This window comes from Snodgrassella sp. B3800 (assembly GCF_026535865.1).
GTDB lineage: Bacteria > Pseudomonadota > Gammaproteobacteria > Burkholderiales > Neisseriaceae > Snodgrassella > Snodgrassella alvi_E.
The window spans coordinates 37,726-59,935 of the sequence record NZ_JAFNPH010000001.1; the positions used below are offsets into that span (position 1 = coordinate 37,726).

General features: G+C 39.9%; 20 protein-coding genes. 7 read left to right on the forward strand and 13 right to left on the reverse strand.

Features of this window, described 5'->3' with window-relative positions:
• Position 1 precedes the first annotated feature (1 nt).
• The 5 genes from ispG (at position 2) to hfq (ending at position 5,166) form a co-directional block, all read left to right on the forward strand.
• Positions 2–1,273 carry a flavodoxin-dependent (E)-4-hydroxy-3-methylbut-2-enyl-diphosphate synthase gene (gene ispG / locus J3U64_RS00160; protein WP_267407895.1) on the forward strand — a complete coding sequence of 424 codons (1,272 nt, stop codon included), beginning with the start codon at positions 2–4 and terminating at the stop codon, positions 1,271–1,273.
• A 57-nt stretch (positions 1,274–1,330) separates the two neighbouring features.
• Positions 1,331–2,623, forward strand: a complete 1,293-nt coding sequence (hisS, locus tag J3U64_RS00165; protein ID WP_267390444.1) for a histidine--tRNA ligase — start codon at positions 1,331–1,333, stop codon at positions 2,621–2,623.
• Positions 2,623–3,249, forward strand: coding sequence for a YfgM family protein (locus J3U64_RS00170; protein WP_267390443.1), 627 nt, complete (start codon positions 2,623–2,625; stop codon positions 3,247–3,249). Before hisS ends, J3U64_RS00170 begins: the two co-directional genes overlap by 1 nt.
• Positions 3,250–3,381: 132 nt before the next feature.
• Complete coding sequence (der, locus tag J3U64_RS00175) at positions 3,382–4,833, forward strand: ribosome biogenesis GTPase Der (RefSeq protein ID WP_267407896.1); 1,452 nt, start codon at positions 3,382–3,384, stop codon at positions 4,831–4,833.
• Between the two features lie 84 nt (positions 4,834–4,917).
• Positions 4,918–5,166 (forward strand): RNA chaperone Hfq, encoded by a 249-nt coding sequence (gene hfq / locus J3U64_RS00180; protein WP_100140945.1) that lies wholly within the window; start codon positions 4,918–4,920, stop codon positions 5,164–5,166.
• Positions 5,167–5,214: 48 nt separating this feature from the next.
• Here hfq and J3U64_RS00185 read toward each other — a convergent pair whose 3' ends face one another.
• From J3U64_RS00185 to J3U64_RS00215, 7 genes are all read right to left on the reverse strand, one after another.
• Complete coding sequence (locus J3U64_RS00185) at positions 5,215–5,547, reverse strand: SMR family transporter (RefSeq protein WP_267390441.1); 333 nt, start codon at positions 5,545–5,547, stop codon at positions 5,215–5,217.
• A gap of 301 nt (positions 5,548–5,848) precedes the next feature.
• Positions 5,849–6,526, reverse strand: a complete 678-nt coding sequence (locus tag J3U64_RS00190) for an epoxyqueuosine reductase QueH (RefSeq protein ID WP_267407897.1) — start codon at positions 6,524–6,526, stop codon at positions 5,849–5,851.
• 124 nt (positions 6,527–6,650) lie between these two features.
• Positions 6,651–7,148 carry a thiol peroxidase gene (gene tpx, locus J3U64_RS00195; protein ID WP_267407898.1) on the reverse strand — a complete coding sequence of 166 codons (498 nt, stop codon included), beginning with the start codon at positions 7,146–7,148 and terminating at the stop codon, positions 6,651–6,653.
• Between the two features lie 335 nt (positions 7,149–7,483).
• Positions 7,484–7,993, reverse strand: a complete 510-nt coding sequence (locus J3U64_RS00200; RefSeq protein ID WP_267407899.1) for a dihydrofolate reductase — start codon at positions 7,991–7,993, stop codon at positions 7,484–7,486.
• Complete coding sequence (locus tag J3U64_RS00205) at positions 7,990–8,784, reverse strand: thymidylate synthase (protein WP_267407900.1); 795 nt, start codon at positions 8,782–8,784, stop codon at positions 7,990–7,992. Before J3U64_RS00205 ends, J3U64_RS00200 begins: the two co-directional genes overlap by 4 nt.
• A gap of 35 nt (positions 8,785–8,819) precedes the next feature.
• Positions 8,820–9,893, reverse strand: a complete 1,074-nt coding sequence (gene dusA, locus J3U64_RS00210) for a tRNA dihydrouridine(20/20a) synthase DusA (protein WP_416384975.1) — start codon at positions 9,891–9,893, stop codon at positions 8,820–8,822.
• 179 nt (positions 9,894–10,072) lie between these two features.
• Complete coding sequence (locus J3U64_RS00215) at positions 10,073–12,706, reverse strand: tetratricopeptide repeat protein (RefSeq protein WP_267407902.1); 2,634 nt, start codon at positions 12,704–12,706, stop codon at positions 10,073–10,075.
• Between the two features lie 413 nt (positions 12,707–13,119).
• Here J3U64_RS00215 and J3U64_RS00220 point away from each other — a divergent pair, with 413 nt between their 5' ends.
• Together J3U64_RS00220 and J3U64_RS00225 are read left to right on the forward strand one after the other, a co-directional pair.
• Positions 13,120–13,320: a CsbD family protein gene (locus J3U64_RS00220; protein WP_218965425.1), complete on the forward strand. Its 201-nt coding sequence runs from the start codon at positions 13,120–13,122 to the stop codon at positions 13,318–13,320.
• Positions 13,321–13,543: 223 nt separating this feature from the next.
• Entirely contained in the window at positions 13,544–14,425 is an 882-nt protein-coding gene (locus tag J3U64_RS00225) for a LysR family transcriptional regulator (protein WP_267407903.1), read from the forward strand.
• A 114-nt stretch (positions 14,426–14,539) separates the two neighbouring features.
• Here the strand turns inward: J3U64_RS00225 and J3U64_RS00230 are convergent, their stop codons facing one another.
• The 6 genes from J3U64_RS00230 to J3U64_RS00255 all read right to left on the reverse strand — a co-directional run bounded on the left by J3U64_RS00230 (position 14,540) and on the right by J3U64_RS00255 (position 22,126).
• The gene (locus J3U64_RS00230) at positions 14,540–15,508 is read right to left on the reverse strand and encodes an alpha/beta hydrolase (RefSeq protein WP_267407904.1); all 969 of its coding nucleotides are present in this window, start codon (positions 15,506–15,508) and stop codon (positions 14,540–14,542) included.
• Between the two features lie 124 nt (positions 15,509–15,632).
• The gene (locus J3U64_RS00235) at positions 15,633–16,829 is read right to left on the reverse strand and encodes an MFS transporter (RefSeq protein ID WP_267407905.1); all 1,197 of its coding nucleotides are present in this window, start codon (positions 16,827–16,829) and stop codon (positions 15,633–15,635) included.
• Between the two features lie 444 nt (positions 16,830–17,273).
• Positions 17,274–18,839: a glutamine-hydrolyzing GMP synthase gene (gene guaA, locus J3U64_RS00240; protein ID WP_267407906.1), complete on the reverse strand. Its 1,566-nt coding sequence runs from the start codon at positions 18,837–18,839 to the stop codon at positions 17,274–17,276.
• A gap of 187 nt (positions 18,840–19,026) precedes the next feature.
• A complete protein-coding gene (locus tag J3U64_RS00245; protein WP_267407907.1) occupies positions 19,027–19,560 on the reverse strand; it encodes a hypothetical protein in 534 nt (177 codons plus the stop codon).
• Positions 19,561–20,207: 647 nt separating this feature from the next.
• Positions 20,208–20,654, reverse strand: coding sequence for an SsrA-binding protein SmpB (gene smpB, locus J3U64_RS00250; protein WP_267407908.1), 447 nt, complete (start codon positions 20,652–20,654; stop codon positions 20,208–20,210).
• Positions 20,655–20,785: 131 nt separating this feature from the next.
• Complete coding sequence (locus J3U64_RS00255) at positions 20,786–22,126, reverse strand: MFS transporter (RefSeq protein WP_267407909.1); 1,341 nt, start codon at positions 22,124–22,126, stop codon at positions 20,786–20,788.
• Positions 22,127–22,210 lie beyond the last annotated feature (84 nt).

A 22,210-nucleotide genomic window follows, 5' to 3' on the forward strand; every position in this document is an offset into this window, starting at 1 on the left:
AATGACGTTGTCCGGAGTACGCAGGAAAACTTATCAGGTAAAAATTGAACAAGTTGTAATTGGTTCTGACGCACCGGTGAGAGTGCAGTCTATGACCAATACTGATACGGCTGATGCTGAACTGACGGCTAATCAGGTGAAAGCGCTGGCTGATGCTGGTTCTGAGCTGGTTAGAATTACGGTAAATACCCCCCAAGCTGCTGCTAAAGTGGCTGAAATTCGTCAGCGACTGAATGATATGGGCTGTAATGTACCGTTAGTAGGGGATTTTCATTTTAATGGTGATCGCTTACTCAAAGATTATCCAGATTGTGCTCGGGCACTAGCAAAATACCGCATTAACCCGGGAAATGTAGGCAAAGGGGTTAAAGGCGATGAAAAATTTGCCTTTATGATTCACACTGCAGCTGAAAATGATAAGGTGGTTCGTATCGGAGTGAACTGGGGGTCATTAGATCAGGCTTTGGCCAAACGAATGATGGATGCCAATTTGGCTTTACCTGCTCCTCAGCCTGCTGAAGCTGTAATGAAAGAAGCTTTAATTGTTTCAGCTCTTGATTCAGCACAAAAGGCTGAAAGTCTGGGATTGCCTTCAGACCGAATTATTTTATCTTGTAAAGTATCAAATGTGCAGGATTTGATTGAGGTTTATCATAATCTAGCTGCCCGCTGTCTATATCCATTACATTTGGGTCTTACTGAAGCGGGAATGGGCAGTAAAGGTATCGTTGCTTCCACTGCTGCATTATCTATTCTTTTGCAACAGGGCATTGGTGATACGATTCGAGTTTCATTAACGCCCGAACCTGGAAGTGCTAGGACGCAGGAAGTCGTTGTGGCTCAGGAAATTTTGCAGACTATGGGTATCCGTTCGTTTACACCATTGGTAACAGCTTGCCCAGGTTGTGGAAGAACCACTAGTACTGTTTTTCAGGAGCTGGCACGTGATATTCAGCAATATTTGCGTGAAAAAATGCCGGTGTGGCGTTTGCAATATCCTGGTGTAGAAAACTTGAATGTGGCAGTAATGGGATGTGTTGTGAATGGACCAGGTGAAAGTAAGCTGGCTGATATCGGTATTTCATTACCCGGTACTGGTGAAACGCCTGTGGCTCCTGTATATATAGACGGTGAACGGAAAACCACTCTAAAAGGTGAGCATATGGCTGAAGAGTTTCTGGCATTAGTCGAAGAATACATCCATACTAATTATGGCAGTCAGGGTAAAAAAAGAGAGCCAGCTAAAGTTATTCCGATTGCCGCTTTACAATAAACAGACCTTCAAGCTGTGACAGGCTGTATTGTTTCATAGGGATAAAAATAAAATATTATGGGTAAGAAAATCCAGGCCGTTAAAGGCATGAATGATTTGTTACCAGTAGTGCAAAAAGATTTCAAGCTAACAGCAGCACTCTGGCAGGCATTTGAAGATGTAGTAGCATTATGGACGCGCAGTTTTGGCTATAGCCAGATTCGGACGCCGATGGTGGAACAAACCGGTTTATTTGTGCGTTCTATCGGCGAAGAGACTGATGTGGTTGGCAAGGAAATGTACACTTTTGCCGATTCAAACGATAAATTAAGTTTGAGCCTGAGGCCTGAAGGTACAGCCTCCTGTTTACGCGCCGTAGTAGAGCACAATTTACTTTATAATAACCCGCAAAAGTTATGGTATATGGGGCCGATGTTTAGACGTGAACGGCCGCAGAAAGGGCGTTATCGTCAGTTTCATCAGGTTGGAGTTGAAGCACTTGGATTTGACGGACCTGATGTGGATGCTGAGCTAATCGCTATGAGTGCCAATTTGTGGGAACGCCTGGGCATTCGAGAGCATCTGACTTTAGAGCTCAATACTTTGGGTAATCAGCAGGAGCGGGCGGCACATCGCACAGCTTTAATTGCATATCTGCAACAGCATGAAGCTATTCTAGATGAAGATAGCCGGCGGCGAATGCATACTAATCCCCTACGGGTATTGGATACTAAAAATCCTGACTTACAGGCAATGGCCAATGCCGCCCCACGCTTGACTGATTACTTGGGCGATGAGTCATTGGCACATTATAATACTCTGAAAAGTATGTTAGATGGTCTGGGTATCCATTATGTTGAAAACCCACGTCTGGTGAGGGGGTTGGATTACTATAATCTGACAGTGTTTGAATGGACAACGGATAAGCTCGGATCACAGGCTACGGTGTGTGGTGGTGGCCGATATAATGGCCTTATTGAAGAGCTAGGAGGTAAACCGGCACCGGCAATTGGTTTTGCACTGGGAATTGAGCGTTTATTATTACTTGTGCAGGAATTCGGAAAATTGAAGGTTAATGCTGCTCCTGATATATATGTTATGCATCAGGGTGAAGGTAGTAGTTTGACAGCAATGCAGAATGCAACAATATTACGCGCGGCTGGATTGAGTGTTTACCTGCATTGTGGTGATCAAAGTTTAAAAGCGCAGCTGAAAAAAGCCGATGCCAGTGGGGCAGCTTTTGCTGTAATTGTGGCGCAGGAAGAAATGGTAAACAATACGCTGACAGTAAAAAATCTGCGTACTCATGAACAACAGACTGTTGCTGCAAATGCAGTTTTACAGTTAATCCAACAATGGAAGAATGCATAATGGTTGTACATATTCAGGATGAACAGGAAGTTGCGAATTTTAAGTACTTTTGGCAGCGTTGGGGTCGATGGATTTTTGCAGTTTTGATTTTGCTTGCACTGGCCTATCTGGGTTATGTGCTTTATCAGGGGCATATTCGCAATAATAATGAAAAAGCAGCTGCTGTATTTGAAACTTTTGTGACTCAGGCCAATGCAAATAATATGGCTGAAAGTAAAAAAGCTCTGATGCAGCTACAGGAAAAATATCCGGATACCATGAATGCCACTCAGGCCACACTGATGATGGCCGGATCTGCTTTTGATGAACATAAATATGATGAAGCAATCCGTCATTTGCAATGGGTGAAGGACAGACAGAAAGATGACTTATTGCAGACAATCGTTGCTCAGAGGCTGGCTACCGTTTATTTGCAGCAGGGTAAATATAACGAAGCATTACAGGCTCTGGATGTAAAAGTAGTGGCTCAGTTTAAGCCTATTCTTTTGGAAACTAAGGGCGATGTGCTGCAGGCACAAAAGAAAAATACCGAAGCTATGGCAGCTTATCAGCAGGCATTGAATCTTCTGGACAAGGATTCAGTACAGCGTGACGTGCTTCAAATGAAAATCAGCAGTCTGAGCTAATTGATATATTTCAACCTGAGATTACGAGCAAGTAATCATGCCTTAATCTCAGGATTGTAGTTTTTTAAAAAGCTTGCCTATGGCAGGCTGTTGCTGTTTTACAGCGAAGTAAAATTATTAGAAAGAATTTATATGAAACCAACAATCGTTTTGGTTGGTCGACCGAATGTAGGCAAATCAACTCTGTTTAATCGCCTGACCCGAACCAAAGATGCGCTGGTTGCTGATTTACCGGGTCTGACTCGAGATCGTCACTATGGCCATGGACGGGTGGGGAGCAAACCTTATCTGGTGGTAGATACTGGCGGTTTTGAGCCAGTTGTAGATAGTGGCATTCTCTATGAGATGGCACGGCATACTTTACAGGCTATTGATGAAGCAGATGCAGTTATCTTTTTGGTGGACGGGCGGACGGGTTTAACGCCGCAAGATCAAATTATCGCCAATCGCCTACGTCAAAGTACCCGTCCGGTGTATCTGGCAGTGAATAAAGGTGAGGGTGGTAATCGGCCGGTTTTAGCGGCTGAATTTTATGAGCTCAGTCTTGGTGAACCTGTAGTCATTTCTGGTGCACATGGTGATGGTGTTTATGAGTTGATTGAAACTGTGCTGGAATCGTTTCCTGAAGAGCAAGAAGAAACTGAAAGCAAGCATCCGGTTTTTGCAGTCATCGGTCGTCCTAATGTAGGCAAATCAACGCTAGTAAATGCCATTCTCGGCGAAGAACGAGTCATTGCTTTTGATATGGCCGGAACAACGCGTGATTCGATACATATTGATTTTGAACGGGGTGATAAGCCGTTTACGATTATTGATACAGCAGGGGTGCGCCGGCGTGGAAAAGTAGATGATGCAATTGAAAAATTTTCTGTAATCAAGGCGATGCAAGCTATTGATGAAGCAAATGTAGCTGTGCTGGTATTGGATGCACAGCAGGATATAGCTGATCAGGATGCTACAATTGCAGGTTTTGCTCTTGAAGCCGGACGCGCTCTGGTGGTGGCTGTCAATAAATGGGACGGACTGAGCGAAGAACGCAAACAGCAAGTAAAACGTGATATTGCCCGTAAACTATATTTTCTGGATTTTGCAAAATTTCATTTTATTTCTGCATTAAAAGAAAAGGGCATAGATGGGCTGTTTAGCTCAATTCAAGAAGCATATGATGCAGCAATGATTAAGTTGCCTACACCAAAAATTACTCGCGTACTACAAAGTGCGCTTGAGCGACAGCAGCCACCACGTGCCGGACTAATTCGTCCTAAATTGCGCTATGCCCATCAGGGGGGCATGAATCCGCCAGTCATAGTGATTCATGGGAATGCTTTGCAACATATTAGTGATGCTTATACCAGATATCTGACACAAACGTTTCGCAAAGCCTTTCATTTACAGGGCACACCTTTACGTATTCAATATAATGTTAACTACAATCCATATGAAGAAAAAGACAGCAAGCCTGCACAGCCATTGCGTCGAGTTAAAATGAGTAACCGGATTGCCAAACGTGAGCAGATTAAACAATCGAAAAAGCAGGTAAAACGTAAAAATAAAGTCAGTACAAAGAAAACAAATGCCCATTAATGTGGTAGCATTGACTACGCTTTTCTAATCGCTGTACGCGGGTGCAGCTTAGCGACAACATAATCAAAAAAACGGAGTATCCAAATGAGCGCCAAAGGACAAATGTTACAAGATCCTTTCTTGAATGCACTGCGAAAAGAGTATGTACCGGTTTCCATTTATTTGGTCAACGGTATTAAACTGCAAGGTCAGGTAGAGTCATTTGACCAGTATGTTGTGTTATTGCGTAATACCTCTGTAACACAAATGGTATATAAGCATGCGATTTCTACCATTGTTCCTGCACGGGCTGTAAGCCTGCAGCATGAACCAAAATCATCATCTCCAGAATAATCATTTATTCTGTTTGATAAAAACCGTGGGTTAGCCACGGTTTTTTTGTTAGTGAGTCATTGACTTGGAAAAAAGATTAATGACTACAACTCCTACCAGTATCAGACCTATACCGATAATTGCCGGCATATCCAGCTTCTGACCAAATTTTATCCATGCAATTAGTGATACGCAAACAATGCCAACTCCAGACCACACAGCATAAGCGATACCTACCGGCATGGTTTTAAGTGTCTGCGCCAGACAATAAAAGGAAATGATGTAGCCTATAATGGAGCAGAAGCTAGGTATGAGTCTGGTAAATCCATTACTTACTTTGAGCATACTGGTTGCAAAAATTTCTGCTAGTATGGCGATGGATAGAAAAATCCATTGATTCATATTTATCCTTTAATAAGCTTTGTTTCTGTTTGCAAGGATGGCAGAAAATGGCCAGAAAAGCTACATATGAGTCATTTGAAAGAAGTGTAAATTGCATCTTTTATCGTTATTTTTAGATGCCAGACATTTACAAATGGTATTTGAGATAAATAAAAAAGTGAGTTTACTAGCCTGCTGGTTCAAACCCTATCGAAATATTAATGAAACAGCGGATTTACTTGATGAATCCGCTGTTTCATTACCTTAAGCTGATTTAGATTGGTTGCTATGATTGATTTCTTATTACACTGGATCTTGTGATTTAAGCTTTATCTTCAGTACCATAGTATTTAGTGCCGATTTTAATGCTTTCTCGGCCATGTTCGCGACGCCATGCATTGCTGTCACGCAAAGAATAAGCGCAGCCGCAATATTCCTGCTGATAAAACTGCTCACGTTTGCTGATTTCTATCATACGCTGACTGCCACCGCCTTTGCGCCAGTTGTAATCCCAATATGTGAGACCAGGATATTTTTCTGCCGCACGTTTGCCGCAATCATTGATCTGCTGCATATTTTTCCAGCGAGAAATGCCTAGAGAGCTGGTGATGACCGGAAAACCGTTTTCATGAGCATATAAAGCTGTACGTTCGAAACGCATATCAAAACACATGGTACACCGAATACCACGCTCTGGTTCAAACTCCATACCTTTAGCGCGGGCAAACCAGTTGTCCATATCATAATCGGCGTCGATAAACGGAATATTGAATTTTTCTGCAAAGGCTTTGTTTTCATCTTTGCGAATTTCATATTCTTTTTTCGGATGAATATTCGGATTATAAAAATAGATGGTGTAATCAATGCCTGCGGCCAGCATGGCTTCCATTACTTCACCAGAGCAAGGTGCACAGCATGAATGCAATAATACTTTGCTGGCACCCTTGGGTGGAATTAGTTTAGGGCGTTGTACATCTGTAACGATTACTTGTGTGTTCATTGATATGGTTTCCTGCTATTTTAATTTTCTTCTGATGAGATTTTAACAAAGCTGCCTTTGCAACGACATAGTGCAAAAGCAAAAAAGCGTTCAGATTTCTGAACGCTTATCTGGACATTATATTTTACAATACTGCTAATGCTTCTTCATAGTTTGGTTCGGTAGTAATTTCAGCTACCAGTTGGCTGTGTAAAACCTGATTGTTTTCATCTAAAACAATCACAGCGCGGGCACACAGCCCAGCTAAAGGGCCTGTGCTCAGTTTTACACCATATTCTTCTCGAAATTCGGGATGGCGGAATGTAGATAAGGTAATTACCTGATCAAGTCCTTCAGCTCCACAGAAGCGAGCTTGTGCGAAAGGTAAATCGGCTGAAATACATAAAACAACTGTATTGCTCAATTTAGATGCATCAGCATTGAAATGGCGTACTGAAGCCGCACAAACGCCAGTATCTACACTTGGAAATATATTTAGAACTTTGCGTTTGCTAGCAAAGCTAGCCAATGAAACTTCATTTAAATTCGCGTCGGTAAGGGTGAATTCAGGGGCTGTAGCGCCTTTTTGGGGGAAATGGCCATTTACTTCAACAGGTGAACCTTTTAGGGTAACAGTACTCATAACTATATCCTTTGATGTTTAATCTCGTTAATGACGTGTAGGCTTATTGTGGGCGAAGGATGGATAACTGTCAAAGTATATCTATGCTGATTACACTTAAGCTAATTTTACGCATAAATAGAGAAAATTTATTTCTAAATGAATCTATTTTTATTAGGTCTGAACATAGCAGAGGATAGAAGATTGGCTACGACATTAAATTTCAGACATCATAGTTATCATACAGGCAAAGCAACAATTAAATTCAATATTTCAAAAAAGCCTGCTCATTTAACCTCATCCTCTATAGCTAAATTCAGTTTGAATGCGAATTAACTACTGGATAATTATTGGAATTAATCGGCAGTGGGCAAGCGCACAAAATGCTGTAAGTCATAAACAATATTATCTTGTTTACTCGTATGATTACTGCTTTCTGCTAATTGCCATTCATAGGGGCTAATTGCTGGAAAAAAAGTATCTCCGGCAACATCTAAATGAATTCTGGTGATGCGTAGATCAGTGGCTAAGGGCATCGCTTGAGCATAGATTTGTGCGCCGCCCATAATAATGACTTCATCAGTGTCTTCTAACTGGAAAAGAGTTTCTTCGATATTCCGGCAGGATGTAGCACCGCAAAACTCTTGTTCCGGATTTCGACTGATTACGTAATTTGGCCGTCCCGGTAAGGGTTTTTTGGGCAGCGAATCCCATGTTTTGCGCCCCATTATCACAGGTTTGCCCATGGTGTAATGTTTAAAAAATTGAAAATCTTCGGGTACATACCATGGAATCTGATTTTTTTTGCCAATACAATTATTATCAGAAAGCGCTGCAATTAAGGTGATTTTACGGAATTTGTTCATACGGCTACTGGGGCTTTGATATGAGCATCCGGATGATAATCCGTTAGAGTGAAATCTTCAAACTGAAATGCAAATAGGTCTTTTACATCTGGGTTTAAATGCATTTGGGGCAGCTTTTTCGGTGTACGGGATAGTTGCAATTTTGCCTGCTCAAAGTGATTACTATATAAGTGAGCATCACCTAAGGTATAAACAAATTCACCTAATTGTAAATCACACACTTGAGCAATCATCATGGTCAACAGGGCATAGCTTGCTATATTAAATGGTACACCAAGAAATATATCGGCACTGCGCTGATAAAGCTGGCAGGACAATTTGCCGTTTGCCACATAAAACTGAAACAAAGCATGGCAAGGGGGTAAGGCCATTTCATCTACCAATGCCGGATTCCATGCAGAAACAATCAGGCGCCGACTGTCTGGATTGTTTTTAATCTGTTGCAGCAAATTACTGATTTGGTCGATATGGCGGCCATCCGGTGCTGGCCAGCTGCGCCATTGGTAGCCGTAAACCGGTCCTAGATTGCCATCGGCATCCGCCCATTCATCCCAAATGGTAACATTGTGTTCATGCAGATAGCGGATATTGGTATCGCCGCGTAAAAACCACAGCAATTCATAAATAATGGAGCGCAAATGCAGCTTTTTAGTAGTGAGTACAGGAAAGCCATCGGCGAGATTAAAGCGCATTTGATAACCGAAAACCGAACGAGTGCCGGTACCGGTACGGTCTGATTTGTCCACGCCATGATCAAGTACGTGTTGCATTAAGTCTAGATACTGTTGCATACAGATTATCCAATACAAAATAGGGTAATTGTAGCTTAAATTGATGCAGGCTGGCTGACGCTGCTATTTTTCACTGCCTGCCATGCAGCAGCAATTAAACTGGCATTGTTATTTTTTAACAAAGAAGCATCGGATAGCATACGCCGCCACTGGCGTGCTCCTTGCAGACCATGCATCAGCCCTAAGTAGTGACGTGCCATATGGCGCAAAGAATTATCGGATTTTGCCAACTGCTGCTGTGTATATTCAATCAATTGCTCAACTAAGGCTTCATATCCCACTGCAGGAAGTGTGCTGCCATAAAATTCAGCATCCCAACTACGCATCAGCATCGGATTATGATAAGCCTCACGCCCGACCATCACGCCATCGACATATTGTAGATGCTGGCTAATTTGCTCATTGCTGGTCACGCCACCGTTGAGAATGATTTGTAAATCAGGGAATTCCTGTTTCAGGCGATAAACATGGTAATAGCGTAGTGGTGGAATATCACGGTTATCTTTTGGTGATAGCCCCTCAAGCCATGCATTACGCGCATGAACAATAAAAATGCGACAGGCGGTACGTTCACGCAATGTGCCGACAAAATCAGCTAATGGCTCATAAGCTGTTTCTTTATCCAAACCGATGCGATGCTTAATGGTAACCGGAATATCTACGGTTTCCTGCATGGCATTCAGACAGTGGGCTACCAGCGCAACCTCACGCATTAAGCAAGCACCAAAAGCACCATGCTGTACGCGCGGGCTAGGACAACCACAATTTAGGTTAATTTCGTTGTAACCATAGCAGGCAGCAATTTTCGCTGCCTGCGCCAATACATCGGGTTCGCTGCCTCCAAGCTGCAAGGCAACGGGCTGTTCTTGCGGATGATATGCCAGTAATTTATCTCGATTGCCATGAATAATGGCATTAGCGTTAATCATTTCCGTATACAGCCATGTATTTTGGCTAATTAGTCTGGCCATATAGCGGTAGTGCCGGTCTGTCCAGTCTAACATTGGCGCCACAGATAAGGTTCTTGGCGGCAGAGGTTGATTAACTTGCTGATTTGTATTGGCCGTTGCAGTACCATCGCTGGCGCTTAAACGTTTGTATTCCTGCATTGTTTGCACTTCTAAAAACCATTGAATCAAGGCCATATCACTGTGTGAGCACAGTGAAGCACTTAGTTAAATTCTACATAAATGCAGATTATACATGGGTTAAATATATTGCTTGGTAGACTAAATGCAAAAATACACTTTTGCTATCACCATTCAGTATAAAAACATTCTGTAAAAAATTAGCGCAATGGCATTTCGGATTTAATCAATTTGATTTCTTTTCCATTGTGTTTTTTCTTGAAATGATTTTGTAGCCATAGTTTATGCTGCATTTTACATTGAGGACCCAGATAAATATTATCAATATAATTTTCTACATGAGTATATTCAACGTATAGACTATTTATGTCCTGATAATTTGTTGGTTCAATGATTTTATCATCAGCAATATTAGTAATGTAAATCATGCGGCATTCGTCTTCATCTTCGAAAGCTGCATGTTTTATCAGGCAGGATATAGGTAAGACGGCTAAGCTAATTAATTGTTCCAAATTTGGTATTTTATTTAATTCATTATGCTTCAAAAGGTCTCCTATAAATGATTTTATTTTATTCATTTTCACACGAATAGTTTTTATTTGTTCTTCTTCTTTGAAATCATTTATGTAATTCTGCCATTCTTCATCTATTACTTTTGTATCATTGTTTTCGTTATACATCTCCAAGTAAAAAGACTGCTTATTGCGTTTGGCTAAAGACATATATTCGGTTTTTGGGTCAAAGTAGAGGCATCGATAAAGAGATAAAGGATGTAGACTAGTATTTGCTTCGTTTTCTGTCTTAAGCTGATTTGAAATCTCGTTATTTTGCGATTTGTACGGATATGAAATTAGTTTTTCATTTTTAGAGAAAGAAGCAGATAAATATTTTGATATATTTATATTTTCTGAATTTATGCTGCGATCAGCATCTTGACCAAAAAAATCTTGACTAAATGCAATACTGACACCCGAGCCATGTATATTGTCCTCATTTCCATATAATCGAAATTGATTTAAAGAGTTATGATTAAAGGAAAAGCTAGCTAAGAATGTTTTAATTTCATTATCTTGATTATTACTGATATTTAGCCATTGTGTTAATACCTGATTTTCACTTGGATCGTTCATAAAATCGACGATATTCAGCCTAAATTTACTAGGGTTTTCTCCTTTTAGTAAATTAAATAAAACACCCGGTCTAGTGTAATGAGCTACGCGACGTTCAGGATTTTTTGAAACTGGTGTTTCATTTGATAACGATTTTTTTTCGAAGGATACTATTAATAAATCTTTTATTTCATTAGCTAAATGGCAGATGTTTTTAATATTATCAATTACTAATTTTGCTAGCTTTTTTATTTTATCAATACCCCAATATTCTAATTTATTTAATTCTAATATCAGCTGGGCAGCTATAAAATAATCAGGGCAAAAACTAGAATATTTGGTTTTTTTATAGTATTGAGGAAATTTATTAGGTTCGTTTTTTTTAAATAAATAAATATTTCCTAGTTCGAACATAACTCTAGATTGAACATAAGCATAGAGACTAGGTGCATCTTCCTTGGCGGCATTAGAGTAAAAATGTATTGCCTTATCATAATCTTGTTTTCTCTCAAGATAGAAGGTACCTAAATTAAATTGAGCATAAGCATAGACCTCAGGCGCATTATCTCTTGTGATATTAGAGAAAAAATGTACTGCCTTATCATAATCTTTTTTTTTCTCGAGATAGATGGTACCTATATTAAATTGAGCTTTGGCATAAAGCTCAGGCACGTCTATTCTGCTGACATTAGAGAAAAATTGTATTCCCTTAGCATAATCCTGCTTTTTCTCAATATAGATGGAACCTATATTAAATTGTGCATAAGCATAGAGCTCAGGCGCATCTTCTATGGTAACATTGGAGTAAAGTTTAATGGCTTTATCATAATCTTTCTCAATATAGATATAACCTAAATTAAATTGAGCTTTAGCATAAAGCTCAGGTATGTCTATTCTTTTGACATTAGAGTAAAATGGTACGGCTTTATCATAATCTTGTTTTTTTTCAAGATAGATGGAACCTATACTAAATTGAGCATTAGCATAGACGTCAGGTGCGTCTATTCTGTTGACATTAGAGTAAAATTGTATGGCTTTATCATAATTCTGCTTTTTTTCAATATAGATGGTACCTATATTAAATTGAGCTTGAGCATAAAGCTCAGGTATGTCTATTTTGTTGACATTAGAGTAAAATTGTATGGCTTTATCATAATCTTGTTTTTTCTCAAGATAGATGTTACCTATATTAAATTGAGCATTAGCATAGAGCTCGGGCACTTCTACTCTAGTGACATTAGAGAAAAATTGTACGGCTTTATCATAATCTTGCTTTATCTCATCATAGATATAACCTAAATTAAATTGAGCTCTAGCATAGGGCTCAGGCCCGTCTACTTTGGTGACATTAGAATAAAATCGAATGGCTTGTTCATAATCCTGTTTTATACCATCATAGATATAACCTAAATTAAATTGAGCTCTAGCATAGACCTTAGGCGAATCTTCTCTGGAGACCAAAGAGTAAAATTGTATAGCTTTGTCATAATTATGTTTTATTTCCTCATAGATATAGCCTAAATTCAATTGAGCACTAGCATAAAATTTAGGTGCATCTTCCCTGAAAATATTTGAGTAATACTCTTCAGCCTTATCATAATTATGTTTTTTATCTTCATAAATAAGACCTAATTCAAACTGAGCCTTAGCATATTTTTCTTTTCCATCATCACGGCTTATTTTGCTTAATTCTACAATTTGTTTGTTAACTTTATCATCTGACATTTTGATCTCTACTTTCTAAATTTTTTAAACATTCAGAATAGCTTTTAGCTGACTTTGCTATGTAATTTGTATTGTTAGATAACCAATTTAAGTCATTGTGTTTATAATAATTTTAACAAAATACAATAAAAAAAAACAAAGTTAAAATTTGAATGGCAATTCTTGAATTGGATTAATTATTTTAATGTGTTTCTGAAACGGTTTTTTAAATTCGGCTGTTACTGTATTTATTGTTTGTATTTAAGTTAACTATTTCTAGGTTTTACTCGTTTTTTTTGTGATGTTTGTAATTAGCTGCAAATTTTGACTATATCTATTGCGGGCTTTTGGTTGTCTCTCTAAGATAAATTACTGAGGGATAAGTGTTTTATATAAAAAATTTTTAGCAATGATTAAACAGAACGGAGATGGTTATGAATATGAACGATAATGGATTTGTAGATAAAGCCAAAGGTGAAGTAAAAGAAAATGTGGGTAAGGTAGTTGGCGATACTAAGACTCAGTCTGAAGGTATTGTTGATAAAGCCGTTGGCAGTGTAAAAGATGCTGTACATGATGCAGCTAATGCTATCGATAATGCTGTGGATTCCATTAAGAAAAAATTTCAGGATTAATTTTGAATTATGTTTTTCTGGCCGCTTTTTAGCGGCCTTTTGTTTTTTACTAAAGTATAAGTCAATTAAATTTTATAAAAGATTAGCTTTAATTCAATGGCTATGATATTTAATTGTTTTCTTGTAAAGAAAATATGAATCTGGTTCTAGATTGATAATAAATTTTTTTGCTTAGGTGGAAGATGCTAGTCTGTGCACTGGAAGGATATGGGAGAATTGCTTGGTGGATATTAAAGTATTGCGTTATTTTCTGGCACTGACTAGAGAAGAAAGTATAACAGCTGCAGCCGATTACCTGCATCTTACTCAGCCTACGCTGTCGCGGCAGCTTATTGAGCTGGAAGAAGAACTAGGATGTACTTTGTTTATACGTGGCCGCCGACGAATTACGCTGACGGAAGAAGGCATACATTTGCGGCAACGTGCTGAGCAGATACTGGAGCTGGTACACAAAACTGAGTCTGAGTTTCATCATTTAGATAAGAGTCTGCACGGAGATATTTATATTGGCTGTGGTGAAACGGATGCGTTAAGACCGGTTGTAGGGGTAATCAAGATGATGCAGAAAGATTATCCTCGTATTCGCTTTCATATTTTCAGTGGTAATGCCAATGATGTAACTGAGCGGTTAGATAAAGGATTACTTGATTTTGGTGTATTAATTGATCCAGCGCGTGTGGATAAATATGATTCGATCTGCTTGCCGCAGAAAGACAGATGGGGTGTGCTGATGCGTAAAGATAATGCACTAGCTGAACGCGATTTTATTCAACCGCAAGATTTATGGGAACTGCCTATAATTATGTCGCGCCAAAAGTATGTGAGTAACAGTATAGCTAGTTGGATAAAAAAAGATTATGACCAGCTTAATGTGGTTGCAACCTATAACTTGATTTTTAATGCGGCGCTGTTGGTTGAGCAGAATGTGGGCTATGCTTTGTGTTTGGATAAATTGATTAATACTAGTGGAGACAGTGTTTTCTGTTTTCGGCCGCTGCATCCGCTATTGGAAGTGGATGTCAACATAGTTTGGAAAAGATTTCAATTGTTTTCAAAAGTTTCTATGCTGTTTTTACAGCGGTTGAAGGAAGTTTTTTCTATTTAAGCTCTGTTATAAGTTTTTATTGTCAGTCTCTGCCTACATCTTTAGTTTAAATCAAAGATGCAGGCAAAATAAATATATTCAAACTATTTTGAATTAGCTGTTTTTATTGGCTGATTAAAGGTTGGTTTTGAAAAAAGAGGTTAGTTTGGCGAAGGGGATAAGGTTAACGCGGTCGTATAAATCTACATGGCCGGCATTTTTTACGTAATACAGCTCTTTGGGTTCGGCTGCGCGGCGGTATGCATCTTCGCTGAATTCTTTAGAATGGGCTTTATCTCCTGTAATGAATAACAATGGACGTGGTGAGATGGTTTCTATGTCATTAAAGGGGTAAAAATTCATGAATTTGGGGTTGCTGCTTAGGGTGGGGTGGGTAGTTAAATCTGGTTGTGAACCGGATGGTGTAAACTCACCACGAGCAGTACGGTAAAAATCATAAAATTCATGAGCTATTGGGCTGTCAGAAGCAGTGATTTTTCCTTTATTAATGGTGCCTCCGGTGTACTCGATTTTTCCGCCAGTAAATTCAATGTAGCGTTGTTCTGCAGCTTGCTGGATGATTTGTTTTCGCTTTTGCAGAGTAAGTGTATGGTGCAAACCGTTGCGGGTTGCTGCACCCATGTCGTACATGCTGACTGTGGCAATGGCTTTGAGGCGAGGATCAATTTTAGCGGCGCTGATGGCAAAGCTACCGCTGCCACATATGCCGATGACGCCTATTTTATTGCGATCTACAAATGGCTGAGTGCCTAAAAAATCTACTGCGGCACTGAAATCTTCACTGTACATATCAGGCAATACGGCATTGCGAGGATGTCCATCACTTTCACCCCAGAATGACAAATCGACAGAAAGTGTGATAAAGCCTTGTTCGGCCATTTTAGTGGCATATAAATTGGCACTTTGTTCTTTGACTGCACCCATTGGGTGGCCGACAATTATTGCGGGGTGTTTTTGACCGGTAATGATACTTTTTGGAATAAACAGATTTCCGGCAACTTTCATTTGGTACTGATTAAGAAAATTTACTGGTTGCTTTGTAACAAGATTACTTTGATAGAAATTATCTGTCTGACTGTACATTTCAGCTCCGTTAGATAGTGAAGATAACATTGAGAAAAATATTAGATTCAGTAAAGGTAGAAAATATTTTTTAAAATATAAATAAACGTTTCTCATGAGTGTATATCTTTGCTGGTGAATAGAATTAGGGTAGTTGTTTTGTGGTGGTATGCGTTAATAATGTCAAACTGGTTTGAATAAAAAACAATGCCACGATGAAAATCAATGCCGATATCAAAAATATGCCATTGATACCATGATGGTCATAAATACTTCCACCGATTGCGGCGGCTAAACCGATGGCAAACTGAATAGCTGCAACTGAAAGGCCGCCCATCATTTCGGATTTATTGGCCAGTGTGATGGCTATCCAGGTGGACCAGCCAACAGGTAGAAAACCAAACATAAATCCCCAAGCAATGACTAATGCTGAATCGGTTGCCGGATTATTGCTGCTGGAAAATAAACTGATGGCCAGGATAAAAAATATTATGTGGCTGATTATCATGGCCGATTTAAAATAGTTATGCATTATCCAGCCTGCAATCATTGTCCCAATAAAATTTCCTATCGCAAATAGTAGTAATAACATTGATAAGGTATTGGCGGGCAGAGAAAGAGTATGCTGTAGAAAAGGTCTTAGATATGTAAAGAAAATGTGATATCCACCATAACTGAATATGGTGGCTAGCATACCGGTGCTTACCCATGGCTGTTTCAGCAACAATATCATATTTTTAAAGTTGCTATCAGTTTGGGGAGCTAACTGTGGCAATGAGAAGAACTGCCAAATAAATGCAATCGCAGCTAAAAGTGCTGAATACAGAAAAATACTTCTCCAACCGATTAGGTTGCCCAGATAACTGGCCAATGGCAGGGAAATGATGGTTGCTACAGATACACCGGCATAAACGACGCTAAGAGCACGTGAAACATTCTGTTTTGGAACCAGCTGCATGGTTACAGCGGAAGATAGAGACCAGAAACTGCCAACACATAGTCCTAGTATGCTACGCCCAATTAATAATAGGATGTAGTTTGGTGCAAAGGCAATCAATATATTGGCTATGATTAGCATTAGAGAAAGCGTTAGTAATACTTTGCGTCTATTTAAATTTCCGGTAATGCTAGATAGAAACAAACTGGACAATACGGCAAAAATACCTACTGCGGTGACGGTTTGCCCGGCCATGCCTTCAGTAATATGTAGGGATTTTGCTATAGGGGTGAGTAGGCTTATGGGAATGAATTCTGCACTAATAAGACTGGTGACGCCTAGAAATAGAGAAAATACGGCAGACCATTGGGCTTTTAATGGTGATGAATTGATTTGTGACTGCATTATTTTAATTCTCCTTTTCGTTGCTAATTGTTGTAGATAGGTATGTATTTCATTTGCATAATTAATATCTATAGCAGTTTTAAACTTATTGGTATAACTTTGTTTTAAAAATTTCTTTTACCAATCATTGGTTTTTTATGATTTGAGAAAGTATAGGTATCTTAAATTTGTATGTAAAATACTTATACTTTATGGTGATTCATGCTTTTTAGGCATAGATAATGGTATTTTTGAATGGCGTGAGCTTAACTGAGTTTAGTTATTGATTTATATAGAAAATATAGCTACAGTAGTGAAATCTATAAAATAATATTTTATTCTGTAGTTTGTGTATGTAGATTAGTTTTTTATTATAGGTTTTGTTTTATTACAGTTTACTATTTTAATTAAAAATAAAAGCCTTGTAGAACAAGGCTTTTGAGTTAAATTAATTGTGATTTGTGATTATTCCCATTCGATAGTAGCAGGTGGTTTACCGCTCACATCATAAACTACGCGGTTGATGCCGCGCACTTCGTTGATGATGCGATTGGATACGCGACCCAGTAAATCGTAGGGTAAATGTGCCCAGTGAGCGGTCATGAAATCGCTGGTAATCACAGCACGTAAAGCAACTACATATTCGTAGGTGCGGCCATCGCCCATGACGCCTACGGATTTTACTGGCAGGAAAACGGCAAATGCCTGACTGGTTTTGTCGTACCACGATACGCCATCTTCATCACAGGTGATGCGTAATTCTTCGATAAAGATATGGTCGGCACGGCGCAGTAAATCAGCATATTCGCGTTTTACTTCTCCCAGTATTCGCACGCCTAAGCCGGGACCAGGGAAGGGGTGACGGTATACCATGTCGCGTGGTAAACCTAAAGCTACGCCCAATTCGCGTACTTCGTCTTTGAAAAGGTCTCGCAGTGGCTCGAGTAGTTGCAAGTTGAGGGTTTCAGGTAGTCCACCCACGTTGTGATGGCTTTTAATGGCATGTGCTTTTTTTGTTTTGGCTCCGGCACTTTCAATTACATCTGGATAAATTGTGCCTTGAGCCAGCCATTTGGCATTTTGACGTTTGCCGGCTTCGCGCTGGAAGACTTCGACAAATTCGGCACCGATGATTTTACGTTTGCGTTCTGGGTCGGTTTCACCTGATAATTTGGATAGAAAATCGGCAGAAGCGTCTACGTGAATAACGTTTACGCCAAGATTTTTTCCAAACATATCCATGACCATCTGAGCTTCTTTATAGCGCAGTAAGCCATGATCTACAAAAACGCAAGTAAGCTGGTCTCCGATGGCGCGGTGAATCAGTGCTGCGGCTACAGATGAATCAACCCCACCAGAAAGCCCCAGAATGACTTCATCGGTACCTACTTGTTCACGAATCTTGTTGACTGCTTCTTCAATGTAGTTTGGCATTGTCCAGCTTGGTTTGGCCTGACAAATATCCAGTACGAAGCGATTGATTAATTCACGCCCTTGTTTGGTGTGGGTTACTTCTGGGTGAAACTGTACGCCGTAAAAGTGTTTTTGCGGGTTTTCAATAATGGCATAGGGGCAGCTCGGGGTGTGGCCAATGCTTTTAAAACCTACCGGCAGTTTGCTGACTTTGTCACCATGGCTCATCCACACATCCAGTGTGTTGGGCTGGTTGTCAAAAATGCCATTGGTGAATTGGCTGTCTTCTGTGTGCACCTGAGCATAGCCGAATTCACGCTGGTCGCCACCGCTCACTTCTCCGCCCATGGTATGCGCCAGCCATTGCATGCCGTAGCAAATGCCGAGAATGGGAATGCCGAGATTCAGAATTTCCGGATTGGCCTGATAGTCTGATTCGTAGACTGAATTGGGGCCACCGGACAGGATAATGCCTTTAGGGGCAAATGCCTTGATATCGGCAATGGGCATATCAAATGAATGTAATTCACAATAAACATGAGCTTCACGTACGCGCCGGGCGATGAGCTGGGTTACTTGTGAACCAAAATCGAGAATTAAGATTTTATCCTGATTCATGCTAGGCTCTTGACGGGTGTTTGGGTATAAAGCGCGTTATTTTAACACTTTTCGGTTTTTATTTCTGCTTCTGCCTGACATGGGGAGGAGGCATATTTTGAAAATATGCAATATTTCCTGATAAGATTGATTAATATGTTTATTTTAATGCTGGTGCGTTTCAGGTAAGGATATTTGCTGTTTGAATCTAATTTTGCTGTTTTTTTAATTGTTCTCGTCTGTCTTTTGCAAGTACCTTCAGTACATTGATGAATCGTCTCTGGTAGTCGTATTTCTCGCTGGTACCTAATAATATTTTTCCAAATTCCATATAAAAATGTACGTTATCTTTAACTAGCGTATTAGGAAAAAATGTCATGCTGAACTCGATAGAGATGATTGAGTTATCGCTGTTTTTAAGTGTTCTGATGTATTCAACAGATTTAAGGTAGCTGATATCTAATTTTAGTTTTTCTATGTAAACTGCCTTAGTGGTGAAGCGAACTTGTTTAATGTTGTGCCGCTTGTTTTTATATCGTCTGAAGAGAAAAAAGGTACATATGAGTGCTGATGTAAAAAACAATAAACTGCCCGTTTTATTGTGTCTGGTTAATACATCCAGCCCGCACACCAGTGATATAAATGCACATACGCAGCAGGCAAACAGATAAATTTTGGCATAAGCTTTGGAATTGCAGCGCCATTCCTTCATTACTTTTAAAATTGCTTGATGATCATTCATGCTTGTACCTGAAGTTGTTTATGCGGTGAAAGGTATTGTTAATCGATAAAAAAATCCAGAATTTTTTTCCAAGGATGTTTATTATTTCAGAGACACGAGCACTTTTTTGTTTTAAGTTCGTTATGAAAAGAGAGTTGTCAATATGTACTGCTGTTTCAAGACAAGAGGTATGTAAAGCTTTCAACGTTATTTTAACTCGTGAGATTATTCAGAAGTGCTTAGCATTGGTGATTGCCTACGTTGTATTACTTGATTTTCTGAGTACTGCTTTTTATTACCTGAAAACAGCTGATAGATGGCCATAGTTGATATTCTGATAAAGAAAATTATTTATGTGTGGATTGATGTATTGGCTTTACTTTACCAATAACATTTTCATAATTTCTCGCTTCATCGCTTAAAATATATATTAAATAGATTGGATTGAGGTATTTTGATTTTCCAATATATTTTTTATTTTAACATGGGTTAACAGTATCTTATGAGAAAGATATTTTATAAATTTGGTTATGTTAGATCGCTGAGAATTATTACGAAATTCAAATCAATTAAAAGAGATTTATTTTGGCTTTTTTATGCTTAATTTATGAAAAAGGGAAATTGTGTTGATTCAATTTCCCTTGTAAAGATTTTATTTTATACATAAATCAGCGAGCCTGTTTCATGAGCCGCTGTTTTTCGCGGTTCCAGTCTTTTTCTTTGCTACTCTGGCGTTTGTCGTGCAGTTTTTTACCTTTGGCTAAACCCATATCGATTTTGACATAGCCATGGCTGTAATGCATGTTTACGGGAACAAGGGTATAGCCGCTGCGTTCTACTTTACCAATCAATTTATTGATTTCTGATTGTTTCAGCAGTAGTTTACGCTGTCGTACTGGATCAGGTTTAACGTGATTGGACGCTGTGGGTAATGCGGTGATGTGGCTGCCGACCAGATAGAATGCACCTTTTTTCCATTGAATATAGCTTTCTTTGATTTGCACGCGGCCGGCACGGATGGCTTTGACTTCCCAGCCTTCGAGGACGATACCGGCTTCTATTTGCTCTTCTATAAAGTAATCGTGAAAGGCTTTTTTGTTATTGATTATGCTCATGATGATTTCTGCTATGCTGTGTTTTCGTGGGTATTTTAGCAGAAAGTGATACTTTTGAAGACTGATTGACGCAGGGGCAGTGTGAATGTGGCATTAAAAAACCGATTGAATCAATCGGTTTTTTATTTGTATCAGTTTTCTATTTCTTGCCGATGGGTTTCAGGCAGTAATAGTACGGCAATGATGCTAAGTAGGCAGGCGGCTATGAGAAACCAGCCAATGTAGACGCTACCTTGTAAACCGTATTCTTTAACAAGTGATGCGGCGAGAAAAGGAGTGAGTGACCCACCCAGTATGCCGCCGAAGCTAAAGGAGATGGCCGCTCCGGTATAACGTACGTTGGTTGGAAAAATTTCTGGCAGAAACGCAGCCAGAGGTGTCCATAATATTCCCATGATAAAGAGGGAAAAAGACAAGAATACAGCTGCTACTATGGTGCTGTTGTTGTTGATTAAATCGCCATAGAAGAGGCCGATTATGATGGTGATGATGCCTCCTATCAGAAATACAGGACGACGGCCGATTCTGTCTGACAGCCATGCAGAGATGGGTGACCCTATGGCCATGAATACGATTGCCCCCATGAGGATGGATAGGTATTCGATTTTGTTAAATAAAGACGTACTTTGCCATGGGTGAGCGGTGGTGGCGTATTGCAGTGAAAATACGGTGGTCAGGAAGAATAGGGTGAAGCAAGACATAGCAGCCAGAGAACCAAGAATGAGCTGTTTGTAATGTTTGCGAACGGTATCATTCAGCGGCACTTTGACGTGATTTTGCTTGGCAACCATGTTGCGGAATGCTTGGCTTTCAATAATAGACATGCGGACATACATGCCGAGACCAACCAATACGATGCTTAGCAGAAACGGAATGCGCCAGCCCCATGCCATCATTTGATCGTTGGTTAGATGCTTGGACAGTAGTATGAATATCAAGCTGGCTGTAATGAAGCCGATAGGAGGCCCTATTTGCGGGAACATGGCAAATAAGGCGCGTTTGCCTTTAGGCGCATTTTCTGTAGCTAATAAGGCGGCACCGCCCCATTCACCGCCAAGTCCGATGCCCTGACAGAAGCGCAGGACGCATAAGCATAATGGGGCGATAAAGCCAGCTTGCTGGTATGTGGGGAGAATACCAATTAGGGTGGTACTGATACCCATGATAAGTAAGGATGCGATAAGGGTGGTTTTACGTCCGACTTTGTCGCCAAAATGGCCAAATAATGCGGCACCAATCGGGCGGGCGATAAAGGCGATGCCGAAAGTCAGAAAGGACGCCATAGTTGTGAGGGCTTTGTCTTGAATTGGAAAAAACAGGTCACCCAGTACCAAGGCGGCGGCCAGACCATAGATATAGAAGTCGTAAAACTCAACGGCGGTGCCTACAAGGCTGGCGATAGCAACTTTGGTAGGCGAGTTTTGTGTTTTTGCGGTTGCAGTAGCTGACTGCGATGCGGGGGTATTGGTCATATTTATTTTTGGTTGAAAGGGTTAAAAAAAGCTTGTATATGGAAAATGCATACACAAGCTTTTGCTTTAAATCAAGCAGACTGC